At 58.9% G+C, this 18,146-nt stretch carries 15 protein-coding genes; 8 read left to right on the top strand and 7 right to left on the bottom strand.

The features are described from left to right. Nucleotides 1-4: 4 nt before the first annotated feature. From CAL20_RS23710 to CAL20_RS23720, 3 genes are read left to right on the top strand one after another with little or no spacing between them, the layout of a single operon-like run. Nucleotides 5-535 carry a DoxX family protein gene (locus tag CAL20_RS23710; RefSeq protein ID WP_094839214.1) on the top strand — a complete coding sequence of 177 codons (531 nt, stop codon included), beginning with the start codon at nt 5-7 and terminating at the stop codon, nt 533-535. A gap of 1 nt (nt 536) precedes the next feature. Beyond that, on the top strand, nt 537-1,103 hold the full coding sequence (locus tag CAL20_RS23715) for a sigma-70 family RNA polymerase sigma factor (RefSeq protein ID WP_094839215.1): 567 nt from the start codon (nt 537-539) through the stop codon (nt 1,101-1,103). Next, nucleotides 1,100-1,741: a DUF1109 domain-containing protein gene (locus CAL20_RS23720; RefSeq protein ID WP_094839216.1), complete on the top strand. Its 642-nt coding sequence runs from the start codon at nt 1,100-1,102 to the stop codon at nt 1,739-1,741. The genes CAL20_RS23715 and CAL20_RS23720 overlap by 4 nt, the downstream gene beginning before the upstream one ends. A 52-nt stretch (nt 1,742-1,793) precedes the next feature. Here the strand turns inward: CAL20_RS23720 and CAL20_RS23725 are convergent, their stop codons facing one another. Both CAL20_RS23725 and CAL20_RS23730 read right to left on the bottom strand, forming a co-directional pair. Then, nucleotides 1,794-3,467 carry an ABC-F family ATP-binding cassette domain-containing protein gene (locus CAL20_RS23725; RefSeq protein ID WP_094839217.1) on the bottom strand — a complete coding sequence of 558 codons (1,674 nt, stop codon included), beginning with the start codon at nt 3,465-3,467 and terminating at the stop codon, nt 1,794-1,796. Between the two features lie 117 nt (nt 3,468-3,584). Then, entirely contained in the window at nt 3,585-4,496 is a 912-nt protein-coding gene (locus CAL20_RS23730; protein ID WP_094839218.1) for a LysR family transcriptional regulator, read from the bottom strand. Between the two features lie 224 nt (nt 4,497-4,720). Here CAL20_RS23730 and CAL20_RS23735 point away from each other — a divergent pair, with 224 nt between their 5' ends. Continuing rightward, on the top strand, nt 4,721-6,250 hold the full coding sequence (locus tag CAL20_RS23735; RefSeq protein WP_094839219.1) for an acetyl-CoA hydrolase/transferase family protein: 1,530 nt from the start codon (nt 4,721-4,723) through the stop codon (nt 6,248-6,250). A 32-nt stretch (nt 6,251-6,282) separates the two neighbouring features. Here CAL20_RS23735 and CAL20_RS23740 read toward each other — a convergent pair whose 3' ends face one another. Both CAL20_RS23740 and CAL20_RS23745 read right to left on the bottom strand, forming a co-directional pair. Beyond that, the gene (locus CAL20_RS23740) at nt 6,283-9,321 is read right to left on the bottom strand and encodes an FAD-binding and (Fe-S)-binding domain-containing protein (RefSeq protein WP_094839220.1); all 3,039 of its coding nucleotides are present in this window, start codon (nt 9,319-9,321) and stop codon (nt 6,283-6,285) included. Nucleotides 9,322-9,352: 31 nt separating this feature from the next. Continuing rightward, nucleotides 9,353-10,129, bottom strand: coding sequence for a GntR family transcriptional regulator (locus CAL20_RS23745; RefSeq protein ID WP_094839221.1), 777 nt, complete (start codon nt 10,127-10,129; stop codon nt 9,353-9,355). 206 nt (nt 10,130-10,335) lie between these two features. On the opposite strand from CAL20_RS23745, the gene CAL20_RS23750 reads away from it, so the two are divergent. The 4 genes from CAL20_RS23750 to CAL20_RS23765 all read left to right on the top strand — a co-directional run bounded on the left by CAL20_RS23750 (nt 10,336) and on the right by CAL20_RS23765 (nt 14,834). Continuing rightward, nucleotides 10,336-11,532 carry a pyridoxal-phosphate-dependent aminotransferase family protein gene (locus tag CAL20_RS23750; protein ID WP_094823563.1) on the top strand — a complete coding sequence of 399 codons (1,197 nt, stop codon included), beginning with the start codon at nt 10,336-10,338 and terminating at the stop codon, nt 11,530-11,532. Nucleotides 11,533-11,690: 158 nt separating this feature from the next. Continuing rightward, nucleotides 11,691-12,764 carry a Bug family tripartite tricarboxylate transporter substrate binding protein gene (locus CAL20_RS23755; RefSeq protein WP_094823564.1) on the top strand — a complete coding sequence of 358 codons (1,074 nt, stop codon included), beginning with the start codon at nt 11,691-11,693 and terminating at the stop codon, nt 12,762-12,764. Nucleotides 12,765-12,778: 14 nt separating this feature from the next. Continuing rightward, entirely contained in the window at nt 12,779-13,294 is a 516-nt protein-coding gene (locus tag CAL20_RS23760; protein ID WP_094823565.1) for a tripartite tricarboxylate transporter TctB family protein, read from the top strand. A 22-nt stretch (nt 13,295-13,316) separates the two neighbouring features. Next, nucleotides 13,317-14,834, top strand: coding sequence for a tripartite tricarboxylate transporter permease (locus CAL20_RS23765; protein ID WP_094823566.1), 1,518 nt, complete (start codon nt 13,317-13,319; stop codon nt 14,832-14,834). Here the strand turns inward: CAL20_RS23765 and CAL20_RS23770 are convergent. From CAL20_RS23770 to CAL20_RS23780, 3 genes are all read right to left on the bottom strand, one after another. Next, a complete protein-coding gene (locus CAL20_RS23770) occupies nt 14,805-15,833 on the bottom strand; it encodes a glycosyltransferase family 9 protein (RefSeq protein WP_094823567.1) in 1,029 nt (342 codons plus the stop codon). The genes CAL20_RS23765 and CAL20_RS23770 overlap by 30 nt on opposite strands. Nucleotides 15,834-16,115: 282 nt before the next feature. Continuing rightward, complete coding sequence (locus CAL20_RS23775; protein ID WP_094823568.1) at nt 16,116-17,102, bottom strand: ketopantoate reductase family protein; 987 nt, start codon at nt 17,100-17,102, stop codon at nt 16,116-16,118. A gap of 129 nt (nt 17,103-17,231) precedes the next feature. Further along, the gene (locus tag CAL20_RS23780) at nt 17,232-18,143 is read right to left on the bottom strand and encodes a LysR substrate-binding domain-containing protein (RefSeq protein WP_094823569.1); all 912 of its coding nucleotides are present in this window, start codon (nt 18,141-18,143) and stop codon (nt 17,232-17,234) included. Nucleotides 18,144-18,146 lie beyond the last annotated feature (3 nt).

An 18,146-nucleotide genomic window follows, 5' to 3' on the forward strand; every position in this document is an offset into this window, starting at 1 on the left:
CGATATGTCAGCGTTACAAGAAAATCTATCGTCCAAGGGCAAGGGCGTGATGACGGTCATTGCCGCAACCAACCACTATGTGCAAAGGCTCGCCCGGCCGTGGTTCGTGCAGCTACTGCTGCGCGTCGCACTGGCCGTTCCGTTCTGGAGATCGGGCATACTAAAATGGCAAGGCTTCCTGCAGTTGAACGACATCGCCGTCACGTTGTTTACCGAGGAATTCCGGGTGCATCTGCCTGGTGGCCCTTATCCCTTTCCTGCACCGGCTGTGTTCGCCTTTCTGTCGGGATGCGCTGAGATCCTTTTCCCCGTGTTGCTAGTGCTGGGACTGGGAACACGGTTTGCGGCGATGGGGCTGTTTCTGATGACATGCGTCATTCAGCTGACCGTGCCGGACGGTTGGCCTGTCCACCTCACATGGGCCGCGATGGCCTGGGCCATTGCCGCCTGGGGACCGGGCAGAATATCCATTGATCATTTCCTGGCAGACTGTTCCCCCAGGGCGTTGAGAAAACCATGGCGTATACGTACCTAGCATGACTCACGCAACGCAGCAGCAACAGGCCACCGAGTTTAGGCTCAGGACCCTGCTTTTAGCTGGCCTGGAAGGCGAGACGCAGTCCTATCATGCGTTTTTGCAGGCATTGGGTTCGCATCTGCGCGCCTTCCTGCGCAAGCGGCTGCACAACCAGCCGGCCGATGTCGAGGACCTCGTCCAGGAAATACTGATCGCTGTCCACAACGGCCGCCATACTTATCTACCCAGCCAACCGCTGACGGCTTGGGTTCATGCGATTGCGCGGTACAAGATTGCCGACTATCTGCGCGGCCAGTCGCGTCACGAAAGGCGCAACGAACCCTTGGATGAGCAACACGAGATCTTTGCCGACACTGACGAACACGCCACCCAGGCCAAGCGCGATGTCGAAAAATTACTGGCTCAATTGCCCGACCGGCATAGGCTGCCCATTTTGCATGTGAAGCTACAAGGATTGTCAGTGGCCGAGACCGCTCAACTAACCGGCCTGTCGGAATCCGCAGTCAAGGTAGGAATACACCGCGGGCTGAAAGCCCTGGCCGCAATGATACGAGGTGCACTATGAAAACCAACGACATGATCTCCATGCTGGCCGCCAACGTCGAGCCTGTAGACTACGGCGTGCTGGCTCGCCGCTATCGCTGGGCGCTCCTGGCGGGCGGGCTTGGCTCTGTGCTGGTGCTGCTGGCGACGTTCGGCATACGGCCCGATATCGGCACGATGCTGGTGACGCCGCTGTTCTGGGCGAAAGTCGCGTTTCCCGTCTGCGTGGCGGCGGCGGCATTATTGGGCGCCGCCCGTCTCTCTCGGCCTGGCATGCTGATGGGGCGCACATGGCTGCTGCTGGCCACACCCATCGCGCTGGTATGGCTGGGTGCCGTGTACACCTTGGTCGTTGCACCGTCGCCCGAACGCCTGCCCATGGTCTTCGGCAGCTCGTGGCGCAGTTGCCCGTTCAACATCACCGTGTTGTCGGTGCCCACGTTCATTGCGGTGTTCTGGGCCATGAAAGGCCTGGCCCCGACGCACCTGCGAAAAGCCGGGGCCATTGCGGGTTTGCTGGCCAGCTCGGTCGCCTCGATTGCCTATTGTCTGCATTGCCCCGAGATGGAGGTTCCATTCTGGGCGGTGTGGTATCTGATCGGCATGCTGATTCCCGCCGCATTGGGTGCGCTGCTGGGACCGCGCTTGCTGCGTTGGTAAACGGGTTTGCGGCCAACGCAGCACCGGCCAGTTTTGGAAAGCGTCACAAAGGTCAGGCAGCGTTGCGGGAGCTGGCTGCTTCTCGTTGACGCTTGGCCTCCTCCAGCAAATAAACCTGGTAATCATCCAGATCACCGTCAAAGTCCGTCACACCGCCACGCGACACCATCCAGAATTCGTCACAAACGGAACGCAGCAACGCGCGATCATGGCTGACCAGCATCACCGAGCCTTCGAACTCATTCAAGGCGACGCCCAGTGCCTCGCGAGTCGCCAGATCCAGGTGGTTGGTCGGCTCGTCGAGCAGCAGCAGATTGGGCCGCTGCCAGACGATCATGCATAAGACCAGACGGGCTTTTTCACCGCCACTCATGCTGCCGACAGGCTGCTTGACCATATCGCCGCTGAAATTGAAGGTCCCGAGAAAATTTCGTAGCCCTTGCTCGCGGCAATCCATGGCGCTGGGGCGCACGCTGGCTGGGGTGTCCCGCACCAGACGGATCATGTGCTCCAGCGGGTTGTCGGCAGGCCGCAAGACATCCAGCTCTTGTTGCGAGAAATAGCCGATATTCAGACCCTTTCCGGTAATGATCTCGCCCGCGATCGGCTGCAATGCGCCGGCGATGGTTTTCACCAGTGTGGATTTGCCCTGCCCGTTGGCGCCCAGAATACCGATGCGCTGTCCCGCCAACACAGAACGATTGATATTCTGCACGATGACGATGGGCTTTGCGCCGTCCGGCGCGTCTGGCGGTGGCGGGTAGCCACAGCTCGTCGCGGACATAGCCAGCATAGGATTGGGCCGGCTAAAGGGCTCTTTGAACTCGAACTGAAATTCGGCATCCGCCAGGACGGGTGCGATCTTTTCCATGCGCTCGAGCGCCTTGACACGGCTCTGTGCTTGCTTGGCCTTGCTGGCCTTTGCCTTGAATCGATCGATGAATTTTTGCAGATGCGCGGCTTTTTCAAGTTGTTTGGCATGCGCGGCCTGTTGCAGCAACATTTGCTCGGCCCGCATATCCTCGAACTTGCTGTAATTGCCGCCGTAGCGCACCAGTTTGCCATGGTCGATATGCAGGGTGACACCGGTGACGGCATCGAGGAACTCACGATCATGGCTGATCACCACCATCGTCCCCGCATAATTCTTGAGCCAGGCTTCGAGCCACACCAAGGCGTCCAAATCCAGGTGGTTGGTGGGCTCGTCAAGTAGCAGCAAATCCGACGGACACATCAACGCGCGCGCCAATTGCAGGCGCATACGCCATCCGCCCGAAAAGCTGTTTACCGGCCGGTCGAGCTCTGCCACGCTGAAACCCAAGCCCAGAATGAGCGCCTGCGCGCGAGCCGGCGCATCGTGCGCCCCGGCGTCGTGCAACGCCGTGTAGGCATATGCCATGCGCATGCCATCCTCGCTGGCCTCGGAGGCGGCGACTTCGGCTTGCGCCGCCATCAGGAGGGTGTCGCCCTCCACGACGAAGTCCGTCGCACTCTGTTCGGTTTCCGGCATGTCTTGCGCGACCTGCGACATGCGCCATTGCGCGGGAATGGAAAACTCGCCGCTATCTTCGTGCAAAGTGCCATTGAGCACTGCAAATAACGAGGATTTTCCTGCGCCGTTACGACCAACCAAACCCACTTTCTCCCCGGGATTGAGCGTAACTGAGGTCTTGTCGAGCAATACTTTGCTGCCGCGACGCAAGGTCACGTTCTTGAGGATGATCATTGAGGCTGGGTCTTTTCTTACACGCGTGGCACGCGAATCTTTCTTGATTTTAAACGGTGCTGCGTGACAAAAGAGACGCGACCAATCGCCTGCGGACGAGTTCGGTGGCCGCTTGGCTCAATCCCTGCGCTTTCGCATAGATTTTCCTGTCCCGAGAACCTGGCGCGCCACATCCAGCCAGGCACGCGCGGCATACGACAGATATCGCTGCTGTACCCAGATATGCCCGATTTCCCATTGCACGCCTGACCGCGCCAGGCGCGCTGTACTCACACCCCGAACGTTCAGTTTCCGCATCAGCGGTTCCGGCAGCAGAGCCACCCCCAGATCGGCCGAGGCCATGGACGCCAGAAAATCCCAATGCGCACTCTGCGCGGCAATCGTCGGCGTGAATCCATGCTGCAGACAGGCAGCACGCAGCCGCCTCGTCAACGCAAAATCATCGGTCGGAATCAGCAACGGAATATCCCGCAAGGCAGCCAGAGGGACGGCTGTCTTGCCGTGCCAACTGGCCTTGGGCGGGCCTACTGCCCACAGCGCATAACTGCCAAAGCGCTCGCTCTGTAATGGCCCCTGGTCAGACACGGGCAGCACCGTTGCGCCAACCTCCAGTTCACCGGCGGCGACCAGCCGCTCTACGCCCTGCCCGGTGTCTTCGCGCAGGGTGAGACGGATCTCTGGGTGCTGTTCGCGAAAGCGCTTGACCACCGGCGTAAACAGTACATTGATCATGGGCGGAATACCCACGACCAACTCGCCCCGACGCAGCTCCACGGCCTCGCGGACCTCGGCGTTCAACTGCTGCATCGCGCCCAGGATGTGCAGCCCACGCTCATAGACGATGCGACCGGTATCTGTGGGACGCGCCGTGTGGCCTTCGCGTATCAACAACGGTGTGCCGACTTCGTCTTCCAGTTGGCGGATCATCTTGCTGACGGTGGATTGCGTCACGAACAAAGCTTGCGCTGCCCGCGTAAAGCTGGCTGTGCGCACCGTCTCCACGAAATAGCGCAGGGCGCGAACGTCCATGGCAAAGCTTCCTCAGGCCCAAATCATGAAAAAAACGACTTATTTCCATGATTTTAAGTCGTTATTCATTTTTTGTGATGCTTTCTATACTGCGGAAAACTTCGTGCCCCCGTCACAACTGGGGACACAGCTCAACTCAAAACGCCGCGATAGACGGTGTCCTGGATCTGGGGCCACGAGCCCATCCCGACACCCCCGGCCGCACCCTGTGCCTGGAGACAAGCATGCATTCCGATCGAATTCGTCATCCTGCCCTGCAACAACGCATCGTCAGCGCCCAAGCGGCTGCGCGACTCGTGCACGACGGCATGACGGTGGGCATGAGCGGATTTACGCGCGCCGGCGACTGTAAATCCGTGCCAGCCGCGATCGCTGAACGCGCCTCGCGCGAATCGCTGCAAATCACCCTGATCACCGGTGCATCGCTCGGCCACGATACCGACAAGCAATTGGCGCAGGCTGGCGCGCTGGCACGCCGTATGCCCTTTCAGGTGGATACCACGCTGCGCCGCAAGATCAACAACGGCGAAATCGCATTCATTGACCAGCACCTGTCCGAAACAGCGGAACAATTGCGCGCCGGTCATCTGGCGCCTGTAGATGTTGCCATCATTGAGGCCGCGGCGATCACCGAAGACGGCGGTATCGTGCCCACGATGTCGGTCGGCAACTCAGCATCGTTCGTGCAGCAGGCCAAGCACATTATCGTCGAGCTGAACGTCGCCGTACCTGCGGCCATCGAAGGATTGCACGACATCTATGTACCCGGACTGCGCCCCGGCCGTGCGCCCTTGTCGTTGACCCAGGTTCAAGATCGCATGGGTCAGACATATATCAAGGTCGATCCCGAGCGCATTGCCGCCATCGTCATTACCCACGAGCCGGACAGTCCGTCCAATGCATTGCCTCCCGATGAGGAAACCGATGCGATCTCGGCGCATATCGTGAATTTCCTGCGCCGCGAAGTCGAACAGGGCCGTTTGGGCAAATCATTGCTGCCTTTGCAGGCGGGCATAGGCACGATTGCCAATGCTGTACTGCACGGTTTTGGCGAGTCCGATTTCGAGCAGCTGACCATGTATTCCGAGGTCCTGCAAGACAGTGCCATAGAACTGCTTGATTCTGGAAAACTGGCTTTCGCTTCAGCGTCCTCGATTACCGTGTCGACCCCGGTATATGAACGTATTCTAAATAATCTGGAACACTATCGCGAACGTTTGGTATTGCGTCCGCAAGAAATCAGCAACGCACCTGAATTGGTGCGGCGCCTGGGGGTTATTGCCATCAATACCGCGCTGGAATGCGATATCTATGGCAATGTGAATTCCACACATGTGGGGGGCACCCACATGATGAACGGCGTGGGCGGGTCCGGCGACTTTGCCCGCAATGCCAGCCTGGCCATTTTCGTGACGAAATCCACGGCCAAGCAAGGCGACATTTCCAGCATCGTACCCATGGTGGCCCACGTAGACCACAACGAGCATGATGTGGACGTCATCGTGACCGAATGCGGCCTGGCCGATCTGCGCGGTCTCTCCCCGCGCGAGCGTGCCCGATCCATCATCGCCAACTGCGTGCATCCTTCGTATCGCGACGAGATCCAGCGGTATTTCGACAGTGCCTGCGCGCGAGGCGGCCAGACACCGCATCTGTTGTCCGAGGCCTTTGCCTGGCATACCCGTTTCGAGCGCACGGGATCGATGCATCCAGCGCCGGAGTATGTGCCGGTTACCATGGCCGAAACGGCATAAGAAGCGGAATGCGACTGGAGCCGAGAGATGATTCACTCGGCTCCGGTCGCCGACAATGCCCGCTGCAACACACAGGCCACGTGCTCAGCCCGCAAACGGCCTTCCTTTTGAGTGCCATCGGCAATCTGATGACGGCAACTGGTGCCATCAGCAACCAGCAAAGTGTCAGCGCCTGCCTTACGCACCGCAGGCAATAACGAAAGCTCGGCCATTTTCATCGAAGTCTCGTAGTGCGACGCCTCGTAGCCGAAGCTGCCCGCCATGCCGCAGCAGCTCGACTCGATCAATTCCACCTTTAGCTCGGGAATCAATGCCAGTATCTGCTGAACAGGTTTGACGGCGTCGAAGGCCTTTTGGTGACAATGGCCATGCAGCAATGCACGCTTTTGCGGCAATGGATTCAGCTTCAGGTCGAGACGGCCGGCCTTGAGTTCGCTGGCCAGGAATTCTTCGAACAGATAAGCTTGCTGAGACAGCGCCTGGGCATTATCGCCCAACCCCATTACCAGAAACTCATCGCGCAACGACAGCAGACAGGAGGGTTCCAGGCCCACGATGGGTACGCTTCGGGCGACGAACGGTTGCAGGGCATTCACGACACGTTGTGCTTCGGCTTTCGCGTGATCGACCATGCCTGCCGACAGGTAGGTACGGCCGCAACATAACGGACGATTGGGCTCGGCATCATCTGCCGCTGGACGTGCGACGTGAACTCGATAGCCGGCTGCTTGCAGGACGGCAAGCGCGGCACGGGCGTTCTCGGATTCAAAGTAGTTGTTGAACGTATCGGCAAACAGCACGACGTCGGCCGTCTCTGCATCAACCGACGCAGCCCGATCGGTAAAAACGTCATTGCGCCAGGTCGGCAGCGTCCGCTTCGAGGAAAAACCCAACAGGCGCTCGGATAGCCAGGCCGCCCCCGGCAAGGTGTTGCGCAGATTAAACAGGAAAGAAAAGCGGGCAGCCCAGGGCGCCCAACGCGGCAGCGTGGCGATGAGCTTGTCTTTCAGCGCCAGCCCTCTTTTCTGCCGCCATTGGCTCATGAACTCGATTTTCATGCGCGCCATGTCGATGCCGGTGGGACAGTCGCGCTTGCAGCCTTTGCAACTGACGCACAAATCCATGGTGGCGCGCATCTCGTCAGAGGTGAACGCATCCTGTCCGAGTTGGCCCGACAAAGCCAGTCGCAACGTGTTGGCACGGCCGCGGGTCAGATGCTGTTCATCGCGCGTGACGCGATAGCTGGGGCACATGGTGCCCGCATCGAATTTGCGGCAGTGTCCATTGTTGTTGCACATCTCCACTGCTTTGGCCAGGCCCTCAGCGGGATCACCGCCAGTGCCCGCATCGCTGACCGTATCCGAGGCAGGATCGTTGTTCACGTTCCAGGCGGACCAATCCAGTACGGGCGTAAGCGGGATGACACGATAATCGGGTTTGAAACGAAACAGGGTTCGATCGTCCATCTTGGTACTGCGCACGATCTTGCCCGGATTCATCAATCTGTCCGGATCAAAGGCATCCTTGATGGCTTCGAATGCGCGCGTGAGCTGCGGTCCGAACTGCCATGCCACCCATTCGCTGCGCACCAGACCATCGCCATGCTCGCCGGAAAAAGCGCCCTTGTATCGCCGCACCAGTTCACCGGCCTCTTCGGCAATCGCGCGCATCTTTGCTGCACCGTCCCGCCGCATGTCCAGGATAGGCCTGACGTGCAGCGTGCCGACTGAGGCGTGCGCATACCATGTCCCTTTCGTACCGTGCTTGGAAAACACATCGGTCAACTGACTGGTGTATTCGGCCAGGTGCTCCAGCGGTACTGCGCAGTCTTCGATGAAGGAAACCGGTTTGCCGTCTCCGCGCATGCTCATCATGATGTTGAGCCCTGCCTTGCGGACGTCCCATAGGGCCTTCTGCGCTGCTGCCTCCGGCATTTCCACCACTGAACCCGGCAATCCCAGGTCGCCCATCAACTCGACCAATTTTGCCAAGCTGGCCAATTGCTCATCCTGCGATTCACCTGCAAATTCGACCAGCAGAATGGCTTCGGGCTCGCCGATCAGTGCTTTCTCGATAACAGGACGAAACGCGGGGTTGCTGCGGGCAAGGTCGATCATGGTTTTGTCGACCAACTCCACCGCGCACGGTCCCAGCCCCACAATGTGGCGGGCCGAATCCATGGCCTGATAAAAGGTGGGGAAATTCACCACGCCCAGCGCTTTGGCAGCGGGCAACGGCGACAACTTGAGCGTGATGCTGCGGGTATAGGCCAGTGTGCCTTCGCTGCCCACCAGCATATGAGCGAGATTGACCTGGCCGTCGGCCGTATAGGGGCGCGAGCTTTGCGGATGAAAGATGTCCAGGTTGTAGCCGCCCACGCGGCGCAACACTTTCGGCACCATGCGCTCGATCTCTGCGCGCTCGCGTGCCGCAATATCCTGCAGCGTTGCCATCAGGGCCCGTATGCGGGGCGGCGCATTGCCCATGCGGCTGGTTTCAGCAAACGTCGCTGCCGTGCCGTCCAACAACAATGCATCGATGCTCAGCACGTTATGCACCATATTGCCGTAGGCGATCGATCGCGAACCACAGGAATTGTTGCCTGCCATGCCACCCAGCGTGCACTGCGCCGACGTGCTGACGTCTACCGGAAACCATACGCCATGCGGCTTCAACCATGCATTGAGATGATCCAGCACGATACCCGGCTCTACCGTGACAGTCATGGCAGCCAGATCGAAATCGAGAACGCGATTGAGATATTTGCTGTTGTCGATGACCAGCGCTGCCCCGACAGTCTGGCCACATTGCGAGGTGCCGCCACCGCGCGCCAGCACCGGTACAGACAGCTCACGGCATACGTTCAACGCCGTCGCGGCATCAGCGCTCGTTCTGGGGATCAGCACCCCAACGGGTTCGATCTGATAAATGGATGCATCGGTGGAATAACGTCCACGTGCGCCGCGCTCGAACAACACTTCGCCTTGCGTTTCACGACGCAGGCGAGCGGCCAGTTCTAGATGCAATGGATTCAATTCGGCTTGTGCTTGTGAGGATAACGGCGCGTTCATGGTTGTCCTGCATCAGATCGATTGAGAGATATCAGGATTCGCCTGGGTCGTCAGGGATATCCGCGTTATGGGTAGTGCTCAAGGTATCGGCGTGCAGCCTCAGACTTTCGAGGACGGCCTCGCCCTTGCGTCGCAAATGGTCGCGCATGATCTGTGCGAGCCGGGGACCATCGCGTGACGCCAGCGCATCGACCATTTCCAGGTGCTCGCGCATGGCCCTGTCCCATTTTTCGTGGTTCAGGTTGGAGCGAAACCTCAGGTTCTGCAGGCGCAGGTTGATGTTCTGATAGACCTGCGACAGCAGATGATTCTGACCCGCGGCATTGATGCGATCATGAATCGCGCGATTGACGTGGTAGTACGACGAGAGGTTCTGCCTGGCATGGCAGGCCTGCATTTCAAAGGTCAGCGCCCGGATCTCTGCAATTTCCTGCTCGGTGATATGTTGGCAGGCCAATTCACCAGACAAGGCCTCGAGCGCGCCCATGACTTCAAAGCTTTCCCGGATGTCTTTCTCGGACAAGGCCACCACATGCGCGCCGCGATTAGGCTGAATACGGACCAGCCCCTCTGCCGATAGCAAGCGAAACGCTTCGCGTAACGGCGTACGCGACACCTGCAGCCGATCACATAGTTCTCGTTCATTCAGACGCGCGCCTGCGGCCAGTTCACCTTCGATGATCATCTCGCGCAGCCGGTCGGCGATGGTCGCTGGCAGCGTCCGCCGGTCCACGGCCTCAGTTGCCTGCGCGGGCTCCGCCGTCGGCGCGGATGAATGATGAGGTAGGCTCACAGAGTCGATTTTCATTTGTATACAAATTCAAGAGGCATGCACGTCACCGGCGTCGCTCGTTGCCATGCCTGGCCGATCGGATGGGGTCCCTATTTTACTGGCCCAGATGTCTCCTGAATTGTTGTGGTGCCGCATAAGTTTTGCTTGCGGAATTGCAGTCTTGATGCGTATTCTTCACCAAGATTTGTATTTTGTATACAAGTTCCTGAGGAGCCCTACACATGCTGCCATTGCATTCACACCCCTCCGGTCGTCATTTTTTGCAGATCCCGGGCCCGACGAATGTGCCTGATCGTGTGCTGCGCGCCATCGACAATCCCACGATCGACCATCGAGGCCCGGAATTCGGCGAGCTGGGCAAAGCCGTGTTGGCTGGCATGAAAAAAGTATTCCAGACCGAATCGGATGTGATCATCTATCCGGCGTCGGGCACCGGCAGTTGGGAAGCCGCGCTGGTCAATACGATGTCGCCTGGCGACAAAGTCTTGATGGCAGAAACCGGCCATTTTGCGACGCTCTGGAAAAAGGTCGCAGAACGGCTGAAGCTGCGCGTGGAGTTCCAGGAAGGCGATTGGCGGCACGGCGCGGACGCCGAACAGATCGGCAAGCGGCTGGCTGCCGACAGCGGTCATGAGATCAAAGCGGTATGCGTGGTGCACAACGAAACCGCCACCGGCGTCGTCAGCGATGTCGCCGCCGTACGCAAGGCTATCGACGACGCCAACCATCCTGCGCTATTGATGGTGGACACGATATCGTCCTTGGCATCGATCGACTACCGGCACGACGAATGGGGTGTCGACGTCACTGTAGCGGGCTCGCAAAAAGGCCTGATGTTGCCTGCGGGGCTGTCGTTCAACGCGATCAGCGCCAAGGCCTTGAAGGCCTCCGAGACCGCCGCGCTGCTGCGATCCTACTGGGATTGGAAGGAAATGCTGGCGATCAATCCCAGCGGATATTTTCCCTACACCCCTGCGACGAACTTGCTTTATGGCTTGTACGAAGCATTGCAGATGCTGTTCGCCGAGGGACTGGAGAATGTGTTTGCGCGGCACAAGCGGCATGGAGAGGCTACCCGCCGCGCCGTGCAAGCGTGGGGGCTGGAGATCCTGTGCCGCAAGCCCGAAGAATACAGCCCGGCGCTGACGGCCGTCATGATGCCGGCTGGGCATAGCGCGGACGCATTCCGCAAGACGGTGCTGACGCACTTCAACATGTCGTTGGGTCAGGGCCTTAGCAAAGTGTCGGACAAGATTTTCCGTATCGGCCATTTGGGCGATTTCAATGATTTGACGCTGTGCGGCACGCTGTCGGGTGTGGAAATGGGATTGAGCAAAGCCGGCGTGCCGCACAAACCAGGCGGTGTGCAGGCAGCGCTGGACTATCTGTCCCAAACCAGTAAACCGTATCCGGCGTAGGCCGAGACCGCCATGCGAGGCGGCAGATAAAGCAGCACCACCGTATTCAAAGTCCGACACAGGGGAATAAAAACAGGACTCGCTGTACAGACAGGAAGGCTCACAAACAAAGCGTACCGATACAGGACGCTCCCGCGGTATGACCCGGAGGAGACATCATGAAGCACCTGACTCACAGACCATCTACGCCCTATTCTCGCACCGTACCGGCCGCTGACGCGGCGCGGAGCCGGCTGGCAAAAAAAACGCTTTTCATCGCCTCGCTGAGCGCGCTGGCCAGCCTGTCTGCGATACCCGCTCACGCATGGGAGCCCACGCGCCCCGTGGAAATCATCGTGCCTGCAGGCGCGGGCGGTGCGTCCGATCAAATGGCGCGCACGATTCAGAGCATCATCCTGAAGCACAATCTGATGAAGCAGACCACGCTGGTGCTGAACAAGGGCGGTGCCAGCGGAGCCGAAGGCATCATGGATACCAAGGCTTCGCCCAAGAATCCACACAAGCTCATGGTGGCATTTTCCGCTATCTACACACTGCCCCTCGCGGTGAATCTGCCGTTCAATTGGCGCGACTTGACCCCCGTCGCCATGATTGCGCAAGATGAGTTCCTATTGTGGACCAATGCCGAAGCGCCCTACAAAACCGCTGCCGATTACCTGAAAGCCGTCAAAGCCGCGCCGCCCGGACAGTTCAAAATGGGCGGCACAGGCGCCAAGCGCGAAGACCAGATCATCACCGTGGCGCTGGAAAAGGCGGCTGGTGTGAAATTCACCTACGTGCCCTATAAAAGCGGCGGCGAAGCCGCCACGCAGCTCGTGGGAAAGCATACCGAGTCCAACGTAAACAACCCCAGCGAAAACATTGCGCAGTGGCGTGCGGATCAGGTCAATGCCTTGTGCGTGTTCTCGGACAAGCGCATGGTCTATACCGAAAAGGTCACCAAGACCCAATCGTGGGCCGACATCCCGACCTGCAAAGAAGCCGGTTACGACGTGCAGTATCAAATGCTGCGTGCGTTCTTCCTGCCTCCAGGCAGCACAGCCGACCAAGCCGCGTACTACGCCGACCTGCTCAAGAAAGTCAGCGAAACACCTGAATGGAAGGACTACCTGGCCAAACAGGCGCTCAAGGGTGACTACCGAACCGGCGAAGATTTTGTGAAGTTCCTGGAACAGGATGAGGCCAAGCACAAAGCCTTGATGCAAGAGGCTGGTCTGGCTGCCAAAAAATAAGCCGAGGAGTCAGGATGGATCAACCGCAAACACAGGAACGCCCGTCGGGAGGCGGGCTGTCGCATAGCGCCGTCGACGCAATAACCGCGGTCGTGTTCTTTGCCGTGGGCGTAGTCATGATGGTGGACAACCACCGCATAGGCATCACTTGGGCTACGGACGGACCCGAGTCTGGGTATTTCCCGTATCACATCGGGCTCATCATCTGCATAGCCAGTGTTGCGGTGTTCCTGAAAGCAATGTTCGGCAAGCATCGCAATCGGGAAATCTTTGTCAGTTGGGCGCGATTCCGACTAGTGCTGCTGGTGCTGCTGCCTACTGCCTTGTACATCCTGCTTATTCAATTGTTGGGGATTTACGTTGCGTCGGCGCTGTTCATCGCTGCCTTCATGCGATTGCTTGGCAAGATCAGCTGGCTCAAGACGATACTGGTCAGCGTGGGCGTAAACGCGGTGCTGTTCTGGATGTTCGAAGTTCAGTTCATGGTTCCCTTGCCCAAAGGCCCGTTAGAAGCCTTGTTCGGCTACTGAAACCAGGAACAGGAGACCTCAAGTGGATGAACTGACCGCGTTATTCCATGGCTTTTCTACGGTGCTCAGCTGGTACAACCTGGGCATGATGTTCATCGGCCTGGTGCTGGGCGTCATCATCGGCGTGCTGCCCGGCCTGGGCGGCCCGAACGGCGTGGCGATCCTGCTGCCGCTGACCTTTACCATGCCGCCCACCTCAGCCATCATCATGCTGTCGTGTATTTATTGGGGGTCGTTATTCGCAGGTGCGATTACATCGATTCTCTTCAATATTCCAGGTGAAACGTCTTCGGTAGCCACTACCTTCGACGGCTACCCCCTGGCACAACAGGGCCGTGCCGGCAATGCGCTTACCGCTTCGTTTACCGGTTCGTTTGTGGGTGCGTTATCAGGCGTTCTGTTGATCACTTTTCTGGCGCCCCTGGTATCCAAATTCGCTTTGCGCTTTGGCCCGCCGGAGTTCTTTGCGGTATTCCTGCTGACATTCTGCAGTTTCGTGGGCACGGATAAAAAGACACCGTTCAAGACCATCATTTCTATGATGCTGGGTTTTGGGTTGGCGGCAATAGGCATGGATACCGTCAGCGGCGAGTTGCGCATGACATTCGGCTGGTCGGAATTGCTGCGTGGCGTGGATTTCCTGGTGGTCGTGATCGGGCTTTTTGGTATCGGCGAAATCCTGGTCAGCATGGAAGAAGGCCTGAAATTCGAGGGCAAAAGCGGCCGCATCAATCTCAAAGTGGTGCTGCAAACCTGGAAGGAAATGCCCAGGTACTGGATGACGCTGATACGCAGCACGCTAGTGGGCTGCTGGATGGGCGTTACGCCGGGCGGCGCCACAGCGGCATCGTTCATGGGTTATGGCCTGGCCCAACGATTTTCGCGCAACGGCCATAAATTCGGCACCGGCGAGATTGAGGGTGTCATTGCGCCCGAGACCGCTGCACACGCATCGGGTACGTCTGCCTTGCTGCCCATGCTGGCATTGGGCATACCGGGCTCTGCCACCGCAGCCGTGTTACTGGGCGGTCTGATGATATGGGGCTTGCAGCCCGGTCCGCTGTTGTTCACCGAGCAAAAGGACTTCGTCTGGGGCTTGATCGCCAGCATGTATCTCGGCAATTTCGTGGGCTTGATCATTGTGTTGAGCACGGTCCCGCTGTTTGCCGCGATACTGCGCATCCCCTTTGCCATCGTCGCCCCCATCATCATCGTCGTATGTGCCATTGGCGCGTATTCGGTCAACAACGCCATGCTCGATGTGTGGTTCATGCTGCTGTTCGGGGTAATAGGCTATGTGCTGAAAAAGCTGTCTTACCCGCTGGCGCCCATGATCCTGGCGCTGGTCCTGGGCGATCGCATGGAGGATGCATTCCGGCAGTCCATGCTGGGCCCGGGCACTGGCCTGCACGTGTTCTGGTCCAACGGTTTGGTCGGAACGATCACCACGCTGGCGCTGATCATGCTGTTCTGGCCGCTGGTATCTCTGCTGTGGCGCGTGGCGCGTAAATCAAGCCGCGACACGGCCGTGCAGCATTGACCCCGACGCCTGATCTCCGGCCTGCACCGCCGCGTGGCCGCCCTGGCCATTGAGCCAAAGCGGACGCGGCGTCTGCAATACGCGAAAACACGCCGCGGCCACTTGGCCCGGCGATACCAATTGGATGTCGACACGCCCCGATTCAGGATACACAGCCTCGGTATAGGATCGCGCCCAGAACCACTCGGGATTGGCTTCGTTGAACACACCAACATAAGGCACGCATACGCTCTGCCCAATGTGCGACGGACCGCAGTCATTGGCGACGATCAGCCGTGCGTTGAGCATCAGCGCAGCTAATTCCGGCACAGTACGGCCAACGACAAGCTCAAAATCCGACCGATTCAATGCCTGAAGAGCAGCTCGCTCGGCGGCCTCGGCAGGGCCGAGGACAAAGCTGAAGCGGGTATCGTCCCCCAACGTCGCCTTGAGCAAATCGGCCAGGGCGACGAAATTCTTCACGCCCCACCTCTTGAACTCCCCATCGCCGCCACCAGGGATCAGTACGATATCCGCCGAGGCGCCAGGCTGCCCAGCCAATGCGGCGATGCTCGCAAAACAATCGCGCGCAGTGATTTCGGGCTGTACAGGCCGATAAGTCCCCAGGAGGGATAAATTAGCCTGACCGATGTATTCGTTGATGTCTTTACGCCAACCATGCGTCCAGATGAAATCGAGCAGGCGGTTATTCTGGAACCCTAGCCGCACTTTGGGCATACGCAGCATATTGACGATGGCGTAGCGCTCGCTGCTATGGTGCAGGCACACCGCCATGTCGGCGCGCCACGGCATGGCGCGCGCGGCAGCGTACAGGCTATCTACCTGCACGAACTCGTCCACCCACGGCAGGGGCAAATAGTAGCCAGACACCGCATGCAGCCCAACCACTCGCAGCGTGGCCTGCGGCCACCATTGCTTTAATTGATAAAGCGCTGGGAACGAGGCGATCTGATCACCGAACTTGTCCCGGCTGCGAATATAGACAGCGATATCTTTCATGCGTACCGAATAACCCCTCTGCGGGGGAACATCACGGGGCCGATTTTAGCTGTGGGCAGACGGGAAATTTTGGTGAATTATGAATAAATGGTTAGAAATTTTGTGACCTGAACGGGATCATGAAATATGAAATTTCATAGGATCTCAGCGGTTTTCGAATACCGGCGGCGGTCAATCATGAATAAACGGTAATGTATTTTCGCTACCCTCTATTGCCTGCTCCCCACTGCTGGCGACATCGATGCACGAAACGCAGGGCCACCTCTAAAGCTGCCGTTTGGACTACTTCTGCGCGGCCTGCGCCAGCGCCTGATCCACCCCTCGCAGCAACGCCACAACAGTGTCAAGATATGGGGACGCAATGCCCAACTCTTGACCGAAACGTTGCGGTTGTCCCAGCAGCGCATCCACCTCGATCCGTCTGCCCAATAGCACATCTTGCAACATTGATGGCCGGCCGTTTGACGCCAATTGGGTATTAACTGCCCCGAGCGCGTGCTCATCGGTAATCGGCGCCCCCAGCATACGCGCAATGTTGGCGACCTCTAGCGCCACTCCGCGCTGGATATCGGCCAGACCGGGGATTTGAGAGCAATGGGCCGATGCGAGCCTCGTCAACGCACAAAAGGGACCGCCAACTGCGTTGCGCAACAGTTTTCGCCATATCTCGTAGCGAATATCGGCGGTCGTCTCCCCGCCTAGTCCAGCGCTGCTGAACAGTTCGGCCAGCCTGCCCGCCCGTCCTGGCAAGCTGCCATCCGGCTCGCCGAAAATATAGCGATTCACGCCACGATGCAGTGCATGCCCGGGCGCCTCGACCTCATTGGCGGAATAGATCACCGTCCCCAGCGCACGCTCAGGGCCTAGGCGATTCCACAGTGCACCGTCTGGATCGAGCAAAGGCAGCGCCCCGCTCCCCTTGTTCCAGCCATAGTTCCACCACCAAGGAATGCCGTTCGATAGAAACGCGACGACACCGTCCGGCGCCAATAGCTGGCGCAATGCGTCGGCCTGTGCAGGCACACTCGCGGCCTTTAGTGCGACGAGAACAATGTCCTGCGGCGGCAGCGTCGAGGGGTCGTCAGTAGCGTGATCAAAATGAGCATGCCATTGCTCTCCATCGATATGGCGCAATGACAAACCATGCGCACGGATAGCCGCCAAGTGCGGGCCCCGCGCCACGATGCTTATCTCTCCCACGCCTGCACTCGCGAGTCGCACTGCCACATTGCTGCCGACCGCGCCTGCGCCGAATACGCAAATCTTCATGTCGTCCTCAAGCAGAAACCCGCATGGCGGTGATCGCCTACCGTCGCGGGAAATCGATATCTCATTGTAGAGATGCCGAGCTTGCACGACGCAGGAACATTACGGAATACCGCGGCAAAATACCGAGAGCTACCCACCTGATATCCCGTGCGCTCGCAGATAGGTCTCCAAAAACTCCACGCATACCCGCACCTTGGCCGACGCGTTCAACCGCGACGGATACACTGCCCAGATGTTGGCCTGTTGCCGATATTGCGGCAGCACATGTACCAAACGCCCTTGCTCGATCAGCGGATTCACGTCCCAGGTCGAACGCAGGATAATGCCGCGCCCGTCCACAGCCCAGTTCACCGCCATCTCGCCGTTATTGGTCGATAAGGGGCCACGCACCTTTACGGTGTGTTCGCGCCGTCCGCGCTGTAGCCGCCACACCCCAAAGGGATGATCGCGCTCTTTGATCGCGAGGCAATCGTGTGCGGCCAAGTCATCCAGAGTCTTGGGGACACCATGGTTTTTCAAATATGCCGGCGAGGCGCATAGCACGCGATGGTTGTCAGCCAACTGCCGCGCAATCAGATGCGGAGCGATCTCGTCTCCCACACGGACGTCCAGGTCATAGCCCTCTGCCGCGACATCGATCAGTCGGTCGAATGCCTCCAGGTGCACCTGGACCGAGGGATGCTGTGCGGAGAATGCAGATAGCGCAGGCGCAACCACGCGCCGCCCGAATCCGAAACTGCTGCACACTCGTAATGAACCTTGCGGTTCGCCGCGCGTGACGCCTACCTCTTCGATCAAATGGTCGACGTCATCCAGAATGCGCTGCGCCCAGTGGTAGATGCGCTCGCCCGCCTCACTCGTCACCACGCGGCGAGTGGTGCGATGAAACAGCGAGGTTGCCAGCGCCTCCTCCAGCACCCGGATCCGCTTGGTGACATAGGCCGGTGACATACCCAGGCCTGCGGCGGCGGCAGAGAAACTGGACGAACGCACGACAGCACAGAAGACACGCAGATCAGCGGGCAGAACATCATTATTCATGAT

It is taken from the genome of Bordetella genomosp. 4, from assembly GCF_002261185.1.
Lineage (GTDB): Bacteria > Pseudomonadota > Gammaproteobacteria > Burkholderiales > Burkholderiaceae_B > Bordetella_A.